General features: G+C 74.3%; 17 protein-coding genes and 1 riboswitch. Of the genes, 8 read left to right on the forward strand and 9 right to left on the reverse strand.

What is annotated here, in order from left to right; translation table 11 throughout:
• Positions 1-35 precede the first annotated feature (35 nt).
• Both ACFWIS_RS10665 and ACFWIS_RS10670 read left to right on the forward strand, forming a co-directional pair.
• The gene (locus ACFWIS_RS10665) at positions 36-794 is read left to right on the forward strand and encodes an SDR family oxidoreductase (RefSeq protein ID WP_380457526.1); all 759 of its coding nucleotides are present in this window, start codon (positions 36-38) and stop codon (positions 792-794) included.
• Positions 791-1,858 (forward strand): S-adenosylmethionine:tRNA ribosyltransferase-isomerase, encoded by a 1,068-nt coding sequence (locus tag ACFWIS_RS10670; protein WP_380457529.1) that lies wholly within the window; start codon positions 791-793, stop codon positions 1,856-1,858. Before ACFWIS_RS10665 ends, ACFWIS_RS10670 begins: the two co-directional genes overlap by 4 nt.
• Before the next feature lie 30 nt (positions 1,859-1,888).
• Here the strand turns inward: ACFWIS_RS10670 and ACFWIS_RS10675 are convergent, their stop codons facing one another.
• The 3 genes from ACFWIS_RS10675 to ACFWIS_RS10685 all read right to left on the reverse strand — a co-directional run bounded on the left by ACFWIS_RS10675 (position 1,889) and on the right by ACFWIS_RS10685 (position 8,003).
• Entirely contained in the window at positions 1,889-2,293 is a 405-nt protein-coding gene (locus tag ACFWIS_RS10675) for a nuclear transport factor 2 family protein (RefSeq protein WP_380457532.1), read from the reverse strand.
• 113 nt (positions 2,294-2,406) lie between these two features.
• Positions 2,407-6,087, reverse strand: coding sequence for a SpoIIE family protein phosphatase (locus ACFWIS_RS10680; protein ID WP_380457534.1), 3,681 nt, complete (start codon positions 6,085-6,087; stop codon positions 2,407-2,409).
• A gap of 464 nt (positions 6,088-6,551) precedes the next feature.
• Positions 6,552-8,003 carry an MFS transporter gene (locus ACFWIS_RS10685; protein WP_380457537.1) on the reverse strand — a complete coding sequence of 484 codons (1,452 nt, stop codon included), beginning with the start codon at positions 8,001-8,003 and terminating at the stop codon, positions 6,552-6,554.
• Positions 8,004-8,121: 118 nt separating this feature from the next.
• Between ACFWIS_RS10685 and ACFWIS_RS10690 the strand changes: the two genes are divergently transcribed.
• The gene (locus tag ACFWIS_RS10690) at positions 8,122-8,661 is read left to right on the forward strand and encodes a winged helix-turn-helix transcriptional regulator (RefSeq protein ID WP_380457539.1); all 540 of its coding nucleotides are present in this window, start codon (positions 8,122-8,124) and stop codon (positions 8,659-8,661) included.
• A gap of 69 nt (positions 8,662-8,730) precedes the next feature.
• Here ACFWIS_RS10690 and ACFWIS_RS10695 read toward each other — a convergent pair whose 3' ends face one another.
• The 4 genes from ACFWIS_RS10695 to ACFWIS_RS10710 form a co-directional block, all read right to left on the reverse strand.
• Positions 8,731-9,963, reverse strand: a complete 1,233-nt coding sequence (locus ACFWIS_RS10695) for an alpha/beta hydrolase family protein (protein WP_380457541.1) — start codon at positions 9,961-9,963, stop codon at positions 8,731-8,733.
• Positions 9,964-10,173: 210 nt separating this feature from the next.
• Positions 10,174-10,398 (reverse strand): hypothetical protein, encoded by a 225-nt coding sequence (locus tag ACFWIS_RS10700; RefSeq protein ID WP_380457543.1) that lies wholly within the window; start codon positions 10,396-10,398, stop codon positions 10,174-10,176.
• 312 nt (positions 10,399-10,710) lie between these two features.
• Positions 10,711-11,766, reverse strand: a complete 1,056-nt coding sequence (locus ACFWIS_RS10705; protein WP_380457545.1) for a serine hydrolase domain-containing protein — start codon at positions 11,764-11,766, stop codon at positions 10,711-10,713.
• A 165-nt stretch (positions 11,767-11,931) separates the two neighbouring features.
• Complete coding sequence (locus ACFWIS_RS10710) at positions 11,932-12,354, reverse strand: HIT family protein (protein WP_380457547.1); 423 nt, start codon at positions 12,352-12,354, stop codon at positions 11,932-11,934.
• A 177-nt stretch (positions 12,355-12,531) separates the two neighbouring features.
• Here ACFWIS_RS10710 and ACFWIS_RS10715 point away from each other — a divergent pair, with 177 nt between their 5' ends.
• The gene (locus ACFWIS_RS10715; protein WP_188299765.1) at positions 12,532-12,720 is read left to right on the forward strand and encodes a DUF1508 domain-containing protein; all 189 of its coding nucleotides are present in this window, start codon (positions 12,532-12,534) and stop codon (positions 12,718-12,720) included.
• A 184-nt stretch (positions 12,721-12,904) separates the two neighbouring features.
• On the opposite strand, the gene ACFWIS_RS10720 is transcribed toward ACFWIS_RS10715, so the two are convergent.
• Positions 12,905-13,600 (reverse strand): MSMEG_1061 family FMN-dependent PPOX-type flavoprotein, encoded by a 696-nt coding sequence (locus tag ACFWIS_RS10720; protein ID WP_380457550.1) that lies wholly within the window; start codon positions 13,598-13,600, stop codon positions 12,905-12,907.
• A gap of 147 nt (positions 13,601-13,747) precedes the next feature.
• Between ACFWIS_RS10720 and ACFWIS_RS10725 the strand changes: the two genes are divergently transcribed.
• Positions 13,748-14,062 (forward strand): antibiotic biosynthesis monooxygenase family protein, encoded by a 315-nt coding sequence (locus ACFWIS_RS10725; protein WP_380457553.1) that lies wholly within the window; start codon positions 13,748-13,750, stop codon positions 14,060-14,062.
• Positions 14,063-14,118: 56 nt separating this feature from the next.
• On the opposite strand, the gene ACFWIS_RS10730 is transcribed toward ACFWIS_RS10725, so the two are convergent.
• Positions 14,119-14,364, reverse strand: a complete 246-nt coding sequence (locus ACFWIS_RS10730; RefSeq protein WP_380457556.1) for an SCO4226 family nickel-binding protein — start codon at positions 14,362-14,364, stop codon at positions 14,119-14,121.
• A 296-nt stretch (positions 14,365-14,660) separates the two neighbouring features.
• Positions 14,661-14,788: riboswitch (FMN riboswitch) on the forward strand.
• A gap of 217 nt (positions 14,789-15,005) precedes the next feature.
• On the opposite strand from ACFWIS_RS10730, the gene ACFWIS_RS10735 reads away from it, so the two are divergent.
• The 3 genes from ACFWIS_RS10735 to ACFWIS_RS10745 are packed head-to-tail and all read left to right on the forward strand — an operon-like array spanning position 15,006 to position 17,688.
• Positions 15,006-15,752 carry a riboflavin synthase gene (locus ACFWIS_RS10735; protein WP_380457608.1) on the forward strand — a complete coding sequence of 249 codons (747 nt, stop codon included), beginning with the start codon at positions 15,006-15,008 and terminating at the stop codon, positions 15,750-15,752.
• Positions 15,749-16,396, forward strand: coding sequence for a nicotinamide riboside transporter PnuC (locus ACFWIS_RS10740; RefSeq protein WP_380457558.1), 648 nt, complete (start codon positions 15,749-15,751; stop codon positions 16,394-16,396). Before ACFWIS_RS10735 ends, ACFWIS_RS10740 begins: the two co-directional genes overlap by 4 nt.
• Positions 16,393-17,688, forward strand: a complete 1,296-nt coding sequence (locus ACFWIS_RS10745; RefSeq protein WP_380457560.1) for a bifunctional 3,4-dihydroxy-2-butanone-4-phosphate synthase/GTP cyclohydrolase II — start codon at positions 16,393-16,395, stop codon at positions 17,686-17,688. The genes ACFWIS_RS10740 and ACFWIS_RS10745 overlap by 4 nt, the downstream gene beginning before the upstream one ends.
• The last annotated feature ends 61 nt before the right edge of the window (positions 17,689-17,749 follow it).

Here is a 17,749-nt window from a genome sequence, read left to right on the forward strand (position 1 = left end):
ATCCGCCGACGGCGCCGCGGCGCGATCGTTGGGCCATGAACGCAGCAGCGCACACCGCACCCGCCCCCGTCGCCCTGGTCACCGGCGCCTCCCGCGGCCTAGGGCTGGCCCTCGCCCACGCCCTCGCCGCCGAGGGCTGGCGCCTGGTGATCACCGCCCGCGGCGCGGCCGAACTCGCCGACGCCGCGGCCGGCCTGGCCGCCGTCACCGAGGTCGTCGCCCTGCCGGGCTCCATCGTCGACGACGACCACCGGGCCCACCTGGCCGAGGCCGCCGAGCGCCTCGGCGGCGCGAGCCTCCTGGTCAACAACGCCGGTACGCTCAACGGCGCCGCCGCCCCGGGCAGCGAGCCGCTGCCCCGGCTGGCCGACTTCCCGCTGCCGGACCTGCTGGAGGTCTTCGAGGTCAACGCGCTCGCCCCGATCGCGCTGACCCAGCTCGTCCTGCCCCAACTGCGCGCCCACTCCGGCGCGGTGCTCAACATCAGCTCGGACGCCGCCGTGGTGCCCTACCTCGGCTGGGGCGGCTACGGCGCCAGCAAGGCCGCGCTCGACCTGGCCACCGCCGTACTCGCCCGGGAGGAGCTGGAGTTGCGCGTCTGGGCGGTCGACCCGGGCAGCATGAACACCCGGATGCTGCTGGAGGCCAGCCCCGGCGAGGACATCTCCGGCGAGCCGCTGCCGGAACAGATCGCGCCCGTCCTGCTCGGCCTGCTGCGCGACCGAACCCCCTCCGGCCGCTACCGCGCCGAGGACCTGGCCGCGGTGCCGGCGGCCGACCGGGGTGGGCGATGACGACCCTGGCCGAGTTGGGTCTCGACGTGACCGTCCCGCCCGAACTCTCCGCCCGCGCACCGGCGGAGGCGCGCGGCGGATCCCGGGACGGCGTGCGGATGCTGGTCGGCCGGCGGGCCACCGGCGCGGTGGAGCACCGCCGGTTCGCCGACCTGCCCGAGGTGCTGCGCCCGGGTGACCTCCTGGTGGTCAACAACTCGGCCACCCTCCCGGCCGCGCTGCCCGGACGGCTGCCGGACGGCACCTCGGTCGCGCTGCACCTGTCCTCCGCCCAGCCGGACCAACAGGGCGCCCACCTGGTCGAGTTGCGCCGGGTGGAGCCGGGCCGGGCGGCGTCCTACTACCCACCGGGGGTGTCACCGGCCCGCCCGGGCCTGCGTGTCGCGCTGCCGGCGGGCGGCGTGGCCGAGCTGGTGCAGTCCTTCACCGGCCGCCTCTGGTACGCCGAACTGGACCTGCCCGCACCCCTGTTGCGTTACCTGGAGCTGCACGGTCGGGCGATCCGGTACGGCTACGTGGACCGCGACTGGCCGATCGAGGCCTACCAGACGGTCTTCGCGACCGTCCCCGGCAGCAGCGAAATGCCCAGCGCCGCCCGTCCGTTCACGCCCGGTACGGTGACGCGGCTGGCCGGTCGGGGGGTGCTGGTCTCGCCGATCACCCTGCACGCCGGGGTGGCCTCGCCGGAGGCCCACGAGGCCCCGTACGCCGAGCGTTTCCACGTCCCGGCGGCCACCGCCCGGCTGGTCGGCCACGTCCGCGCCGGGGGCGGGCGGGTGATCGCCGTCGGTACCACCGTCGTCCGCGCCCTGGAGTCGGCGGTCGCACCGGACGGCACCCTCCAGGAGGCGGACGGCTGGACGGAGTTGGTCATCACCCCGGAGCGCGGGGTCCGCGCGGTGGACGGCCTGCTCACCGGCTGGCACGAGCCGCGCGCCTCCCACCTGCTGATGCTCGCCGCCGTCGCGGGCCGCCCGCTGCTGGCGTCCTGCTATCGCGAGGCGGTTCAACGGCGTTACCTGTGGCACGAGTTCGGCGACGTCAATCTGCTGCTGCCGGACTGAGTCGCGGCTGGGCTCCGCAGCGCGCGCCGTTCAGGCCAGCAGGGTGCGCGCCACGAGCTCGGTGTCCAGGTACTCGCGGACGGCGGTGATCAGGCCGTTCTCCACGGTGAACACGCCCAGGCAGTGGTTCTCGTACGCGGCGCCGTCGGCGGCCGTCCCGACGGCCGTCCACTCGGCCACCGCCCGCGGGCCGTCGGCGAGGACGCCGGTCAGGGTGAGGACGGGCAGGCCGTCGGGGGCGAACAGGGTGCCGACCCGTCCGAGGAAGTCGCCGAAGATCTCCTGCTTGCCGCGCCAGGTGCGGGAGAGCTCCAGGCTGCCCGGGTAGCTCCAGGTGGCGTCCTCGGCGAACAGGGCGATGGCGGCGTCGAGTTCACCGGCGGCGAGCCGGGTGACGTACTCGGTGACGACAGTGCGGGCGTCGGTCTGCTGCATGGTGGGCTCCTGTGGTCCGTCCGGCCGGGGCTGTCCCGCCGTGGCACCAGCAAAGCCCGGGGGCCGTACGGGCGGCCAACAACCCCGGGTGCCGGCCGACAGCCGTCAGTTGTTCACGCAGGTGGGAAGTCCGGCGGCAGCTCCAGTTCGAACCAGACCACCTTGCCGTCCCCGGTCCGGCGGCTGCCCCAGCGGTGCGCCAGCTCGTTGACCAGGTGGATGCCGCGCCCGCCCTCGTCCTCGGTGCGGGCCTGGCGCATCCGGGGCGTCCCGCTCTCCCGGTCGGCCACCTCCACGGTGAGCACCCGGTCGCAGAACAGCCGCAGCTGGGTGGGCGATCCGGCGTGCACCAGGGCGTTGGTGATCAACTCGCTGGTCAACAGTTCGGCCCAGTCGGTGAGTTCGGCCAGTCCCCAGGTGGTGAGCGTCTCGCGGGTGAAGCGGCGCGAGTGGGCGACCATCGCGTGGTCGCCGGTGAGCGGCAGGGCGGCGATCCGGTCGGCGCCCGCCGGGCGGACCTGCGCCATGATGACGGCGATGTCGTCCTCGGAGGTGGGCCCGGTGAGCCGGGTCAGGACGGCGTCGCAGGTCTGCTCCAGCGAGCGGCGACGGTCGGCGACGGTACGGCGGAGCAGGTCCAGGCCCTCGTCCAGGTCGTGGCCGCGGCGCTCGACCAGCCCGTCGGTGTAGAGGGTCAGGATGGCCTGCTCGGGGAGGGTGAACTCGACGCTCTCGAACGGGACTCCGCCCACGCCGAGCGGCGCGCCGGCCGGCAGTTCGACCAGGCGGGCGTTGCCCTCGGCGTCGGCGACCACGGGTGGCAGGTGGCCGGCGCCGGCGGCGGTGCAGCTGCGGTCCGCCGGGTCGTAGACCACGCAGACGCAGGTGGCGAACTGGTCCTCGCCGAGGGCTGCGGTGGCCTCGTCCAGCCGGTGCAGGACCCGGGTCGGGCTCAGCTCCAGGGTGATCAACGTTCGTGCCACCGTACGCAGTTGGCCCATGGTGGCGGCGGCCCGGATGCCGTGGCCCATCACGTCGCCGACGATCAGCGCGACGCGCCCGGAGGACAGCGGTACCACGTCGAACCAGTCGCCGCCGACCTCGCTGACCACGCTGCTGGGCAGGTAGCGGTAGGCGAGTTCCAGGCCGAGGGTGCGGTGGATCTCCTGGGGTAGCAGGCTGCGTTGGAGGGTCAGCGCGGTGTCCCGCTCCCGCCGGTAGAGCCGGCCGTTGTCGATCGCCAGCGCGGTGCGCGCGGCCAGTTCCTCGGCCAGTGAACGGTCCGCCGGGCCGAACGGCACCGGATTGTGGGTGCGGATGAACTCCGCGCCGCCGAGTACGAGTCCGCGCGCCACCAGCGGCACCATCAGGTACGAGTGGATCCCGGCGGCCAGCCCCGGCTCCACCCGGTCCGGGGCCGCGACGATCCGCCGCAACTCCCGCTCGGTCACCTCGGAGACCAGGATCGAACGCCGGGTGCGCAGGCTCTGGGCGTACACCTCGGCCGACTGCGAGGTCTCGCCGACCTGGTCCGCGGCCGCCGTCATGCTGCCGTCGGGCGCCGTCTCCCCGACCGCCACCGCCCGCATCAGCACCGGTCCGACCTTCGGCACCGGCTCCGGCTCCTCACCGCCGAGCACCGCGTCCCGCAGGTCCACGGTGACGAAGTCGGCGAAGCGCGGCAGCACCACGTCCACCAACTCCCGTGCGGTGCGGTGCAGATCGAGCGTGGTGCCGATCCGGTTGCTGGCCTCGTTCAGCAGACCCAGCCGCTGCTGGGCGGCCCAGGCCTCGTCCAGCGCCCGCTGCCGGGCGGCGGCCGCGTCGCGCTCCCGGGTGAACAGCAGGGCGTTGTCGATCGATACCGCCGCCCGGACCGCCAACTCCCCGGCCAGCGTGAGGTCGTCGTCCTCGTACGGGCGCTCGACCAGGGTCCGGTAGAAGCCCGCGACACCGACCGGATTGCCGCGCGCGATCAGCGGCACGACCATGAACGAGCGCACGTTCTGCTCCCGTACCGCGGCGATGCGCACTGGATCGTCGGCGAACCAGGCCATCCCCTCCTCGTCCATCCGCGGCACCAGCACCGGCCGCCGGTGCGCCAGGCTCCACGCGTACGGCGAACCGGGCAGGAAGCGGTGTACCCCGCCCAGCCGGGCGATCGGCGTCAGCGTCGAGCCGCGCACCGAGTGGAACGCCATCCGCCGCAGCAGCGCCGAGCCGTCCTTCGGCGCGCGGACCTCCCGCTCGCCGCGCACCAGCTCCTCCAGCACCTCCACCACCACCGTGTCGGCCAGCCGGGGCGTCGCCACCTCGGCCAACTCATGGGCGGTGCGGTCGAGATCGAGCGTGGTGCCGATCCGCGCCGACGCCGCGTTGACCAGCGCCAGCCGCTCCTGCGCGGCCTTCGCCTCGAGCAGTGCCTGCTGCCGGGCCAGCACGGTCTGGTGCTGGCGCAGGTACAGCCGGGCGTTGTCGATCGCGACGGCCGCCCGGGAGGCCAGCTCGTCACCCAGGGTGATGTCGGCCTCCGCGAAGGACTCGCGCTCGCCGCGCCGCGAGTACACCACCATGCCGAGGGTGGTGCCGCGCGCCACCAGCGGGGTGATCCGCACCGAGCGCGACCGGTCGCCCAGGAACGCCCGGCGGCGGCTCTCGCTCAGGCCGTCGGCCAGCGGCGCCAGCTCCCAGGACGGCACCACCACCGTCCGCCCGGTGATCAGCGCCCGGGCGTAGGGGGAGTCCGGCGGCAGCTCGTACACCGCATCCACCGGCAGCGCTTCGGCCGGGTAGAGCGGATCGGCGGAGGTCAGCGCCAGCCGGCGGACCGACTGCGGGGCGTCCGGGACGGGCGGCTCGACATTGCGCCCGGCGATCAGCGCCTCCAGCGCGAACACCCCGCTCAGGTCCGCGACCCGGGGCACCATCGCATCGGCCAGCTCCCGGGCGGTCTGCCGGAGGTCCAGCGTGGTGCCGATCGAGGCGGTCGCGTCGACCAGCAGCGACAGCCGCTCCTGCGCCCGGGCCGCCCGCGCATCCGCGCGGTAGCGCCCTGTGATGTCGATGACGGTGGCGCTCACCCCGAGCACCCGCCCGCCCCGGTCCGCCAGCCGGAAGTACGAGGCCGACCAGGCGTGGTCCCGCTGCGGATTCCCCGGCGTGCGGCCGTGCGAACGGAAGTCCACCACCGGCCGGCCGCTCGTCAGCACCTGCCGCATCACCGCCTCGGCCTCGGCGCCGTTGATCCCCGGCAGCACCTCGGTGAGCCGGCGGCCCAGGTGCTCCCCGACCGTCAGCCCGTTGGCCCGGGCCAGCGCCTCGTTCAGCCGGACGTACCGCAACTCCGTGTCGAACACGGCCATGCCGACCGGGGACTGGGTGAAGAAACCGTCCAGCACGGCCAGGTCCGACTGGATCCGGCGCAAGGTCGTCACCTCGGACGCCACCGCCAGCACCAGCGGCACCCCGCCGGGCCCGCGGACCGGATGGGTGCGGAACTCCAGGTTCACCAGATGCCCGTCCCGGTGCCGCACCGGGAACACCCCGGACCACTCCCGGCCCGCCAGGATCTCCCGGAACAGCTCCAGCACCTCGGGCCGCTGCTCGTCGGAGGTCAGCAGCCGGGCCGCCTTCGCCCCCACCGCCTCGTCCGCCGGGTAGCCGAGCAGTGCCTCCGCGTCGCCGCTCCAGTGCAGGATCCGCCCGTCGGCCTCGATCAGCGCCGTGGCGATCGGAACCAGCAGCAGGGCGTCCTGCTGAGGCTCCCCCCGGCGCTGCGCGTCGTCGTCCACCATGGCCAGAGAACCGCCCGGAGCTCGTTCCCACCAGCCCTGCCATCCTCGCACGCAGCCCCCGCGCCCCGCCCCTCGTGCCCCCCGCGCCCCGCGTCCCTCACACCCCGCCCGGCCCCACGCCTCCCGAGCAGCCCCCGCCCGCCACTCCGGCGGCCCATCCACCGCCCCGCCCCCGCACGGAAAGCCGGCGGGTCCGGCCTCCCGCGTCCGTCCGCGCAGCGCGTGGCGCTTGCCCCCGGCGGGGAGCCGACTGCTGCGCGCGCGAGTCGGCGGCTCCGACTTCCTGTGTTCGGCGGGGCGAGGTGCGAGCGGATGCCGCCGGGGCCGGGTGGGTTCTGGAGGAGCTGTGGGGTGCATCGGAAGTCGGCCGGTTCGACTTCCCGTGTTCAGCCTTGCTGGCTTTTCGTGCCCTGCGCGCTTGGGAGCTTCGCTGCACACGGGGAAGTCGGCGGGGCCGGTGCGGGTCAGCGGGCGGCGGTGGCGGGTATCCGGGTGGGGGGTGCGGGCTGTGGGGGCGGGGTGGCGCGACGGGCGGCGAGGGCCAGGGCGGCGCCGATGAGGCAGAGGGCGGCGGCGACCAGGACAGCGCGGTCGGTGCCGGTGGCCAGGGCGTCGGCCGCGGCCCCGGGGCCGGAGGTGGTGGGGTGGGCGGAGCCGGCGACGGCGACCGTCACGGCCACGCCGAGGGCCGAGCCGATGTAGCGGGAGGTGTTGTTGGCGCCCGAGCCCATGGCGGCGCGGTGGGCGGGGACGCTGCTGACCGCGAGCCGGGCGAGGGCCGCGTTGAGGACGCCGCTGCCGAGGCCGGCCACCGCCAGGCCGGGCGCCAGCCGGAGCCAGGAGGAGCCGGGCGTGAGCCCGTACAGTCCGGCCTCGCCGAGGCCGCAGATCAGCAGGCCGAGGGCGACCTGAGTGGTGGCCGACAGGTGGGCGGCGAGTCGTCGGGCCTGGAGTGCGGCGACCACGGACAGGCCGGACCACAGGGCGAGCACACCGCCCGCCGCCAGGCCGGAGAGGCCGAGCACGCCCTGGAGCAGGGTGGGCAGGTAACTCATGAACCCGACCAGCGAGAGCCCGGTGAACAGGGCGCCGCCCGTGGCGGCGATGAAGCCGGGGCTGCGGAAGAGCGCCAGGTCGAGCATCGGCTCGCGGACCGTGGCCTCGACCACCACGAAGGCGACGAGCAGCCCCACGCCACCCGCGAGCAGCGTCACCACCGTGGGCCGCCCCCAGCCGCTGCGGCCCTCGGCGAGTCCGGCGATGAGCAGAGTGGTTCCGGCGGCGAGGGTGAGCACGCCGTACGGGTCGAGCGGGCGGGGCCGCGCGGCCCAGGATTCGGTGAGGCAGGCGGCGGCGCCGGCGGCCACGGCGGCCGAGACCACGGCGAGTCCGCCGCCGACTGCGCGCCAGCCGGCCCACTGCTGGACGAGCGCGCCGTAGACCGGCCCGACCGCGATGCCGAGGCCGACGGCCGCGCCCCAGATCCCGAGCGCCCGGATCCGGCCGGGCCCGGCTGGATGGGCGTGGCTGATCAGGCCGAGCGCGGGCGCCAGGATCGCGGCGGAGGCGATGCCGAGCAGGACCCGGGCGGTCAGGTAGACGGCGCCGCCGGGGGCGAGGGCGGCCAGGGCCTCGGCGGCGGCGAACAGCAGCACGCCGATGGTGAAGACCCGCTTGCGGCCGTGGTCGTCGGCGGCGCTGCCGGCGGTGAGCAGCAGGGCCGAGATGCCGACCAGGGTGCCCGTGAGGATCCAGGTGCGGCCCGAGGCGCCGAGGTGGGCGGCCTGGGCGGTGGCGGCGAGCGAGGCGGTGGGGGCGGTGTAGGCGACGGTGACCAGGGCGGTCGCGGCCGCGGTGACGGCCAGCGTGGCGCCGGGCCGTACGGCTGTGGCGGAGCCGGGTGGTGCGGGGGACATGGGTGTTCCCTCCGGAGGGCGGACCATTGAGTCTGGTGAATGAACCTTCGCGGGCAAGACGCTACCACCTCAAGTCTGTTCATTGAACCCGCCTCGACAGTGGACTACGCTGGCCCGCATGGCGCTGGGAACCGACTACGAACTGCAGGACTGCGCACTGGCCCGCGCCCTGGAGGTGATCGGCGAGCGCTGGAGCCTGCTGATCCTCCGCGACGCGTTCTACGGCGTGCAGCGCTTCAACGACTTCCTCGCCCACCTCGGCATCCCGCGCGCCGTCCTCACCGCGCGTCTCAACGCCCTGGTCGCTGCCGGGGTGCTGCGCAAGGAGCCGTACCAGCAGGCGCCGCTGCGCCACGGCTACCTGCTCACCGATGTCGGCCTCGAACTCTGGGGACCGCTCTACCAGTTGAGCCGCTGGGGCGGCCGGCACGCCACCCCGGGCGGCCCGCACCACCTGTTCGCGCACGTCGTCTGCGGCACTGATCTGGACCTCATCGGCGCCTGCCCGACCTGCGGCGGCGGACCCGTCCCACCGACCGAGGTCGCCATGCGCCCCAACCCGGCCCGCACCGGCGGTCACCGCGAGGACCCGGTCTCCCGCGCCCTGGTTCGCCCGCACCTGCTGCTCGAACCGATCGCCTCGGCCGCAGCGGCCTGACGGGGTGCCGACGAGGCCGCCGGCAGCTTGCCAGCGGCCTCGGGGGGCTCCGGGGGAGCCGGGTGCCGGTCAGGAGTGGAACCGGACCTCCGGGTTGGCGGCGGTCGGGCCGTCCAGCAGCGGCTGGTCGAGGCCCTTCAACTGGAGGTCGAAGAACGCCGCGACGTACTGGCGGGTGAGGTCGACCGCGCGCTTGCCCGTCATGGTGGTGTCCGGGCCCTGGGGGAGGCCGAGCCCCTCGAAGAAGAGCGGGAAGTCGGTGAAGCTGCCGTGGTCGGTGCCGTCGAAGGTCAGCCATCGCTTCCAGCCGTCGAGCCGCTGCCAGCTGTCGGTCCAGCTGCCGTCCTCGGCGCCGTCGGGCAGCGGGTGGCCGATCATCAGGTACGGCTTGCCGCCGATGCCGGACTCGGGCACCTCGTAGTCCATGGTGCCGTCCAGGTCGGCCCCCGCCCGGATCCGGTCGTCGGTCAGCAGCGCCGGGACGCTGGCCGCGCCGCCGGCGGAGTGCCCGGCCATGCCGATCCGGTCGCGATCGATCATGCGGGCGTGGCGCCAGGCCGGGTGGGGCCGGTCGGTCAACTGGTCGATGACGAAGGAGACGTCCTTCGCCCGGCTCTCGTCCAGGCCCTTCCAGGCCTCGGGGGTGGTGAGCTTGCCGCACTCCACGCAGGGGAGCGTCTGCCCGTCCGGGAAGGTGGTGCCGGTGTTCTCGTAGGTGTGGTCGACCAACGCGACCACGTACCCGCGGCTGCCCAGGTCCTCGGCGAGGCTGGTGAGGGAGGTGCGCGGCATGGTGAAGCCGGGGGAGAGGACCACCAGCGGGAAGTGGCCGCCCTGGGGGCGGGCGTCGGTCCTGGACCACGTCCGGGTGTTGGTCACCGACTCGGTCGGGATGGTGTTGCCCGGGAGCTTGCTGTCCAGCAGCATCCGGGCGGCCGCGGCCGTCATGTACGGGGCCGGGGTGCCGGTGCCGGCGTGCGCGGGGTAGTACATCGTGACCATCAGCTGGCGCGGCCCGGCGGAGGGGACCCACGGGTCCGGCCGGTGCTGGTCGACCAGGTGCAGCACCTCCTGCCCGACGGCGTACGGCCCGGTCGGGCGCGGGAGTTCGAGGTGGAGGGCGCTCGGCGCGGTGCCGCTGGCCGGGCCGCCAACGGCCGCCGTGACGGAGGCCGGAGCGGAGGCCGGGGTGGCGGGCGCGGCCAGGGCCGGTGCGGCGGCGGCGACGGACAGGGGCAGGGCGAGCAGCAGCGCCGCCGCGGCGGCGGTGCTGGTGCGAAGTCGGTTCGATTGTCGGCTCATGTGAGTGACGGTAGGCCGCGGACAAGGGAGTTGACGTCGGCTCGGCGGTGTACTGATCCCTTCCGGGAGGGACCGGCTTCGCCCCCTAGGGGGTCGGTCCGGGCAGGCGGATTCGGTCGATCGCCTGCGGCCAGGCCAGGCCAGGCCAGGCCAAGACGACGCTCGCGAAGGCCTCGTTCACCAGGGCCGGGTCGACGCCGCTGCGCCCCATCAGGGCCCGGAGGGCCCGGAGGCCCGCGCCGAGGGCACCTCCGCCCACGGGCGGGCCTCCGCCGGGCCCAGCGGACGCGGGGGCCGGTGCACCAGTCCGCCGACCGTCACCGTCAGCCGCCCCCGGGCGAACCGGACGCTCCCCCCGGTGCGCAGCGACTCGTGCAGCGCGGCCCGGAAACCGGGGGAGAAGGGCTCGTCCACCTCCAGGACAAGCTCCGCCATCCCGTGCAACTGGGCCAGCAGCACCGGCTCGTCCGCGCCGGCGGCCCATGTTCGGCCCCGCCCGGGCTCCCCGCGCCGCCCGCCGGGGGAGTACTCGGCGGCCTCGATCCGCCCCCACGGCAGCAGCCGCTCGTCGCCGTCGGCCCCGACCAGTGCCAGCCCGCCCTCATGCCAGGGGGCGGCAGGAGCGCCAGGAGGTCGGGACGTCAGGGCGCCGGGACGTCAGGGCGTCAGCGACAGGCAGCAGCCCGCGAAGTCGTCACACGGACAGGAAGGAGGCCCAACGCACCCGCCCGAACGCGCCCCGCCCCGTCAGCGCCCCGCCGCGCCGAACCCGACCTGCAGCCGCCGCAGCAGCGCCGTGCCCGCAGGGTCCACCGACCGCCGGGTGTTGGCCAGCACCACCACCCCCACCTGCTGCTCCGGGTCGAAGGCGACGAAGGAACTGAACCCGCCCGTCCCCCCGTTGTGCCACAGCTGCAGGTGCCTGCCCTGCTGGGCGTGCAGCCGGTGGCCGAGCCAGCCGAGGTGCGTCCAGGCGAACGGGTTGACCCGGTGCCGGGTCTCCCGGGTGAGCAGGATCGCGGGCGTCAGCGGCGCGTCCGGCTCGCGGTCGGCGGCCAACTGCGCCCGCAGGAGGGTCGCGAGGTCGGCGGCCGTGGAGCGTAGCCCGCCCATGCCCGGCAGCGCCGCGAAGTCCCAGGACGGCACCGGACCCCCGCCCGCGGCGTGGCCGCGCGCCAGCCGCCCGGACTGCTCGGCGTCCGGCTGCAGGCAGGTGTCCGCCAGCCCCAGCGGGGTGCACACCTCGCGCGCCACCAGCTCCCCGTACCCGGTGTCGGCCCGGTGGGCGAGGGCCAGCCCGAGCAGCCCGGCGCCGAGGTTGGAGTAGCGGAAGGTGCGCCCGGGGACGGAGCGCAGCCGCGTCCGGGCGAGCCCGGAGAGTATGCGCCCGGCGGTGCAGTGGGCGTACGGGTCGGGCCTGTCGGGTCGGAGCAGGGCCCGCAGCATCATGCCCCGGGGGAGCCGGGGGAGACCCGAGGTGTGGGTGGCGAGGTGTCGCAGCGTGATCGCCTCCCCGCCCCGGGTGGGGGCGGTCGCCGGCCCGGGGAGCACCTCCGCGAGCGGCTCGTCGAGGCGTACCGTCTCGTCGAGCGCCAGCCGCGCGAGCACCAGCGAGGTGAACACCTTGCTGACGGACCCGATGTCGAACAGCGTGTGCGCCCCGGGCACCCCGCCGCCCGGGCTCGTCCGCCCGACGCCGTGGATCTCCACGGCGCCGCCGGCCAGCCCGGCGACCACCGCGCCGACGTGCCGGTCCGAGAGCCGGTCGGCGGTCTGTTCCACGAGGCGGGCGAGTTCGTTCATGGGCGTGAGCCTAGGCGCCCGCGACCTGCGAAGTCGTCCGCCCGGAAGATGAGTTCGACCGCCCTGGACGCTCCCCGGGGTGCACGCCCCGATCCGCCCGGCCGCGCCCCGCGTTGTACGGCTGTCGGGCCCCGAGAGCGATGCCCCCTCGTCCTCCCCGCCCTCCTACCCCTCGCCCTCCCCGAGCGCCTCCCGCAGTCTCGCCGCGACCTCCGCCGCCCCCGCCTCGTCCGGGTACTTCCCCCGCGGCCAGAAGAACCCGCGCAGCCCGTCCTTCGGATTGCGCGGCACCACGTGGACGTGCAGGTGCGGCACCGACTGGCTGATCCGGTTGTTCGCCGCCACGAAGCTGCCCGCCGCGCCCATCCCCCGCTCGACCGCCGCCGCCACCCGCTGCACCCGCAGGAAGAACGGCCCGACCTCCCCGGCCGGCAGGTCCGCCAGAGTCCGGTGGTGGGCGCGCGGCACGACCAGCACGTGGCCGGGGAACAGCGGCCGGCGGTCCAGGAAGGCCACGGCCGTCCCGTCGTCGAGCACCCGGTGCGCGGGCTCCTCGCCGGACACCACCGCACAGAACACGCAGTCCATCCGTCCATTCAAACCACCGGGGGCGCCCCCGGCACCCCCGCAAACCCGGCTCGGCCCGGCGTCACCCGTCCGGCGGCCGACCGGGTGCGCCCGCCCCGCACCGGGCGCACGGTGCAGCGAGGGGGCAGGGGGACGGATCGACGCGGCGCACCCGCGCCGCACGAGGAGGTGGCCCGGATGTCGGGCAAGTTCGAGGTCTACCAGGACGCCGGCGGCAAGTACCGGTTCCGGCTCAAGGCGGGCAACGGCGAGATCGTCGCCACCGGCCAGGGCTACGTCAGCAAGGACGCCGCCCACAAGGGCGTGGAGGCCGTCCAGCGGGCGGCCGACGGCGCCCCGGTGGTCGACGTCCCGAAGGCCGCCTGACCCGGGCCGGGACGCGCCGACGCCCCGCCCCCGGGCCCGCCAGGGCCCGTCGGCGGGGCGCACCGGTCGCCGCGGCACCCGCCCGGCCGGGCCGCGCGCCCACGCGCAGCCGGGCCGCATGCCCATACGCGGCCGGGCCGTACGCCCACGTGGGGCTCGCAGCTGTCCGCAGCCGCCCGCCCGCCTACTCGTACCGGTACAGCAGCGCCTCCCGCTCCGTCTGCTCGATCATCTCGACGGTCAGCGAGTCGTCCCGCAGGTGCGACAGCGTGACCTCCGCCGAGGTCGGCTGGGCGTCCTTGGCCAGCCAGTTCTCCGGCTTCCAGGCCGATCCGCGCAGGAGCGACTTCGGGCAGTGCGCGTACACCTCCTCCACGGCGACCACGATCGCGCTGCGCGGCGGCTTGCCGACGGCGGTCAGCTGCCGCAGCAGCTCCGGGTCGGTGGAGACGCAGGCCCGCCCGTTGACGCGCAGCGTGGTGTCTCGACCGGGGACGACGAACAGCAGCCCGACCCGTCCGTTCTCCAGGATGTTGTGCAGGGTGTCCAGTCGCTTGTTGCCGGTGGCGTCCGGAATGGCCAGGGTGTACTCGTCCAGCACCGAGACCAGCCCGGCCGGCCCGCCGCGCGGGGAGACGTCGCAGCGGCCGGCGGCGTCGGAGCTGGCGACGAACACCAGCGAGGCGCAGGCGATCAGCCGCTGGGCGACCTCGTGCAGCCGGTCGACCTGCTTGCGGCGCGCGTGGTCGCCGGGCTGCTCGTAGACCTCGCGCAGCTGGGCCGCGTCGGTGAGGGCCGTCGCGGCGAGGGCGGTGAACAAGCTGTTCGGGGCGTCCGGCGCGGGGGTTGACGGTGCGGTGGCTTCCGGTATGAGGGTCATGCCGGGAATCTAGCGGAGGCCTCGCTCCGCACCACCGGTCCCGGCTGCCCCAACTCTCCGTGAAAGAGTCGCCATACCCGTCGCCACCAGCGGTTTTCCGCTCATAATGGGGCCAAGGGCTCCAGCCAGCCGGAGGTGGTGGTGGCCGTGATCGTCAGAATCTGGGCCGGGCAGGTCACGGCCGATCGCATCGAGGAGTTCTGCGCGCACCTGCTCAGCCAGGTGTTGCCGCAGTTGGGGCGGACGGACGGCTGCCTCGGTGGTGAGCTGCTGCGCTCGGTGACCGAGGGCGGGCACCGGGTGCTCGTGGTGAGTCGCTGGCGCGACGAGGAGGCCCTGCGCGGGTACGCCGGGCCGATGTGGCGGATCCGGCCGGTCTGGTCGGAGGGCGAGTTGCACTACCTCGTGCACCCCCCGGAGGTCACCCACTTCACGTCGATCTCCGCACCCGCCACGGTCTGAGCGCGGCCGAGAGCCCTTGGGCCCTCGGGTCGGCCGTCAAATCGGGTCGGCGGCCGTCAGATCGCCAACGGCACCGAGTGGATCTCGTCCGCCGGGTGCCCGGTCCGGTCGTGGACCCGCTGCACCGCTTCCCTGGACGGCGCTTCGGACAGGCAGTACACCGTGCCCGAATCCGGGTCCGCCCAGGCCTGCTCGAAGTGCACGCCCTCCTCGCCCTCGACCGCCAAGTCGGCCGCGTGGGCTGCCTTGAGCTGCTCCGCCGTGATCCCGACCATCCCGTGATGGACGTCCATGAACTTCATCGTCGTCGCCTCCGAGCCGTACGAATCAGAACCGTTCGGATCCGCTCGGAACCGTTCGGATCAGCGCCGTACGGATCCGAACCGTACGGGCTCCCGGTCCCGCGGACCTTTCGGTCCTACCACCAGCCTCACCCTCCGCGTACGGCGGCGCCACTGCCACCACCACCGTCGCCGCTGCGACCGCCGCCACCACCCCGCCGCGCATTCCCCGCAAGGCCGTGAAACAGGCCACACCGGAACACTCTCCCTGGGCTCGCGTCCCGCGTGGCACAATGACGTCAACAGCAGTGACGTTCAGCGCACTCCGGGGTCGGTGAAAATCCGAACCGGCGGTTACAGTCCGCGACCCGTCCGCAGCCAGCGGCCGGTTGACCAGGTGAAATTCCTGGACCGACGGTTAAAGTCCGGATGGGAGGCGTGCGCGGGCGGACGAAGAGCAGTGCCCGTGGTCCATCACGTACCGGACCGGACCACGGTCAGGTGAGCGGCGGGAGAGGTGTCTCCCGGGTCGGGTGAGCGATCTCCCGGCGGCTTCGGCACCCCGGCGACGGGGCGTGTCGGCAGCACTGCGAACCGTTGCCCGTCCGTGTCATCTCCCCATGCCGCCCCGGAGTCCGCGCCCCAAGCGCGAGGAGACCCGGGTGTTCACCGGCATCATCGAAGAGCTCGGCGAGGTCGTGTCGATCGAGGAGATCGGCGACTCCTCGCGAATCCGCCTGCGTGGCCCGGTGGTTCGGGACGGCGCGCGCCACGGGGACTCCATCGCGGTCAACGGCGTCTGTCTGACGGTCGTCGACAGTGCTGAGCAACTGGCCGACCAGCCGGGCGAGTTCAGTGCCGACGTGATGGCGGAGACGCTGCACCGGTCCAGCCTGGGCGAGTTGGAGCCCGGCTCCCCGGTCAACCTGGAGCGCGCGATGGCGCTCGGTGCTCGGCTCGGCGGCCACCTGGTCCAGGGCCATGTCGACGCCACCGGACGACTGTTGAGCCGCGAGCCCGGCGAGCGCGACGCGGACGGCAACCTGCGCTGGGAGGTGCTGCGCTTCTCGCTGCCCGAGTCCATCTCCCGCTACCTGGTGGAGAAGGGCTCGATCACGGTCGACGGCGTCAGCCTCACCGTGGTGGAGGCTGCCCGCGACAGCTTCACCGTCAGCCTCATCCCGGCCACCCTCGCACTGACCACGCTCGGCTCGAAGGCCATCGGCGGCAGCGTCAACCTGGAGGTGGACGTCCTCGCCAAGTACGTGGAGCGGCTGCTCGAATCGCGCACTCTGCCCAACCTGCCCAACCCGCCGATCGACCTGCTCGACGCGACAACCAAGCTGCCGGACCGCGCGGCCGGGCCGTCCGCCCCGGCCGCCGACCACACCACGGGGGAGAACAAGTGAGCTGGCTCAGTGGAGAGGCGTTCAGCGTCCTCGGTGAACACGTGAAATGGGCCGACATGATCGGCAACCTGCTCGGCTTCGGCGGTCTGGCGCTCGGCTGGCGCCGCTCGGTGTGGAGCTGGCCGGTCCAACTCCTGTCCGGTGCCGTGCTGATCGCCGCCTACCTCGGGGGCCACGTCCCCGGCCTGATCGGCAAGCAGCTGATCGTCATCGTCACCGCTGCCTGGGGCTGGGCGCAGTGGCGGCGCGGCCGCCGTGACACCGGCACGATCTCGGTGCGGTTCGCGAGCTGGCCCGAGCGGGCCGCCCTGGTGGCCGGCACGGCCGTCGGCACCGTGGCCCTGGCGCTGCTGTTCACCGCCTACCCCAGCCTGTCCTGGAGCCCGTGGTCGGACGCCTACATCTTCGTCGGCACGCTCGCCGCGATGGTCGCCCAGGCACGCGGCTGGCTGGAGTTCTGGTTCGCCTGGATCGCGGTCGACGTGGTCGGCGTCCCGCTCGCCTTCAACAGCGGCTACACCTTCTCCGGCCTCACCTACTCCGTCTACTTCGTCCTGGTGCTGCTCGGCCTGCGTTCCTGGTGGCTGAGCACCCGTGAGCCGCGAGTCACGTCCTCCAACGTCCCGCAGGGAGCCACGGCATGACCGAGAACCAGAACCCCGGCAGCGGCAGCGCCCACGGCACCGCCCGCGGCGCCGACGACGAGTTCGTGCTCGACCCCGTCGAGCGGGCGATCGCCGACATCGCGGTCGGCCGCGCGGTGATCGTGGTCGACGACGAGGACCGCGAGAACGAGGGCGACCTCGTCTTCGCCGCCTCCGCCGCGACGCCCGAGCTGATGGCCTTCACCATCCGCTACAGCTCCGGCGTGATCTGCGTCCCGATGACCGGCGAAGAGCTGGACCGCCTCAAGCTCCCGCCGATGACCCAGGTCAACGAGGACCGCAAGGGCACCGCGTACACCGTCTCGGTGGACGCCCGCGAGGGCGTGGACACCGGCATCTCCGCCGCCGACCGCGCCCGGACGGTACGGCTGCTCTCCTCCCCCGGTACCGAGCCGGGTGACCTGACCCGCCCCGGGCACGTCTTCCCGCTGCGCGCCGTCGAGGGCGGGGTGCTGGTCCGCCCCGGGCACACCGAGGCCGCCGTCGACCTGGCCCGGCTCGCCGGGCTGGCGCCGGCCGGCGCGATCGCCGAGGTGGTCAACGACGACGGGACGATGGCCCGGCTGCCCGAGCTGATGGCCTTCGCCCGCGAGCACGGCCTGGCGATCATCTCCATCGAGGACCTCATCGCCTACCGCCGCCGCACCGAGCTGCACGTGGACCGGGCCGCCGTCACCGCCCTGCCCACCGTGCACGGCGAGTTCACCGCGGTCGGCTACCAGGGCATGATCGACGGCGTCGAGCACATCGCGCTGGTGGCCGGCGGCCTCGGCGCGGACGGACGGCTGCCGGACGGCGAGGACGTGCTGGTGCGGGTCCACTCCGAGTGCCTGACCGGCGACGTCCTCGGTTCGCTGCGCTGCGACTGCGGCCCGCAGTTGGAGGCCTCGCTGCAGCGGGTCGCCGAGTCCGGCCGCGGCGTGGTGCTCTACCTGCGCGGCCACGAGGGCCGGGGGATCGGCCTGGCCCACAAGCTGCGCGCGTACGAGCTGCAGGAGCAGGGCCGGGACACCGTCGACGCCAACCTGGACCTCGGCCTGCCCGCCGACGCCCGCGACTACAGCATCGCGGCGCAGATGCTGGTGGACCTCGGCGTCCGCTCGCTCACCCTGCTGACCAACAACCCGCAGAAGCTGAACGCGCTCACCGAGCACGGGCTCAAGGTCAAGGGGCGCGAGGCGGTCGAGATCGCGCCCGGCGAGCACAACCTGCGCTACCTGCGCACCAAGCGCGACCGGATGGGCCACGACCTGCCCGGCCTCGGCTCCTGACACGACGCAAGCACCCGAACCCGTAGCGAGTGCGACGCAGGCACCCGAACCCCCGTACCGA

This window comes from Kitasatospora sp. NPDC127060 (genome assembly GCF_042724935.1).
In the GTDB taxonomy this organism is placed as follows: Bacteria; Actinomycetota; Actinomycetes; order Streptomycetales; family Streptomycetaceae; genus Kitasatospora.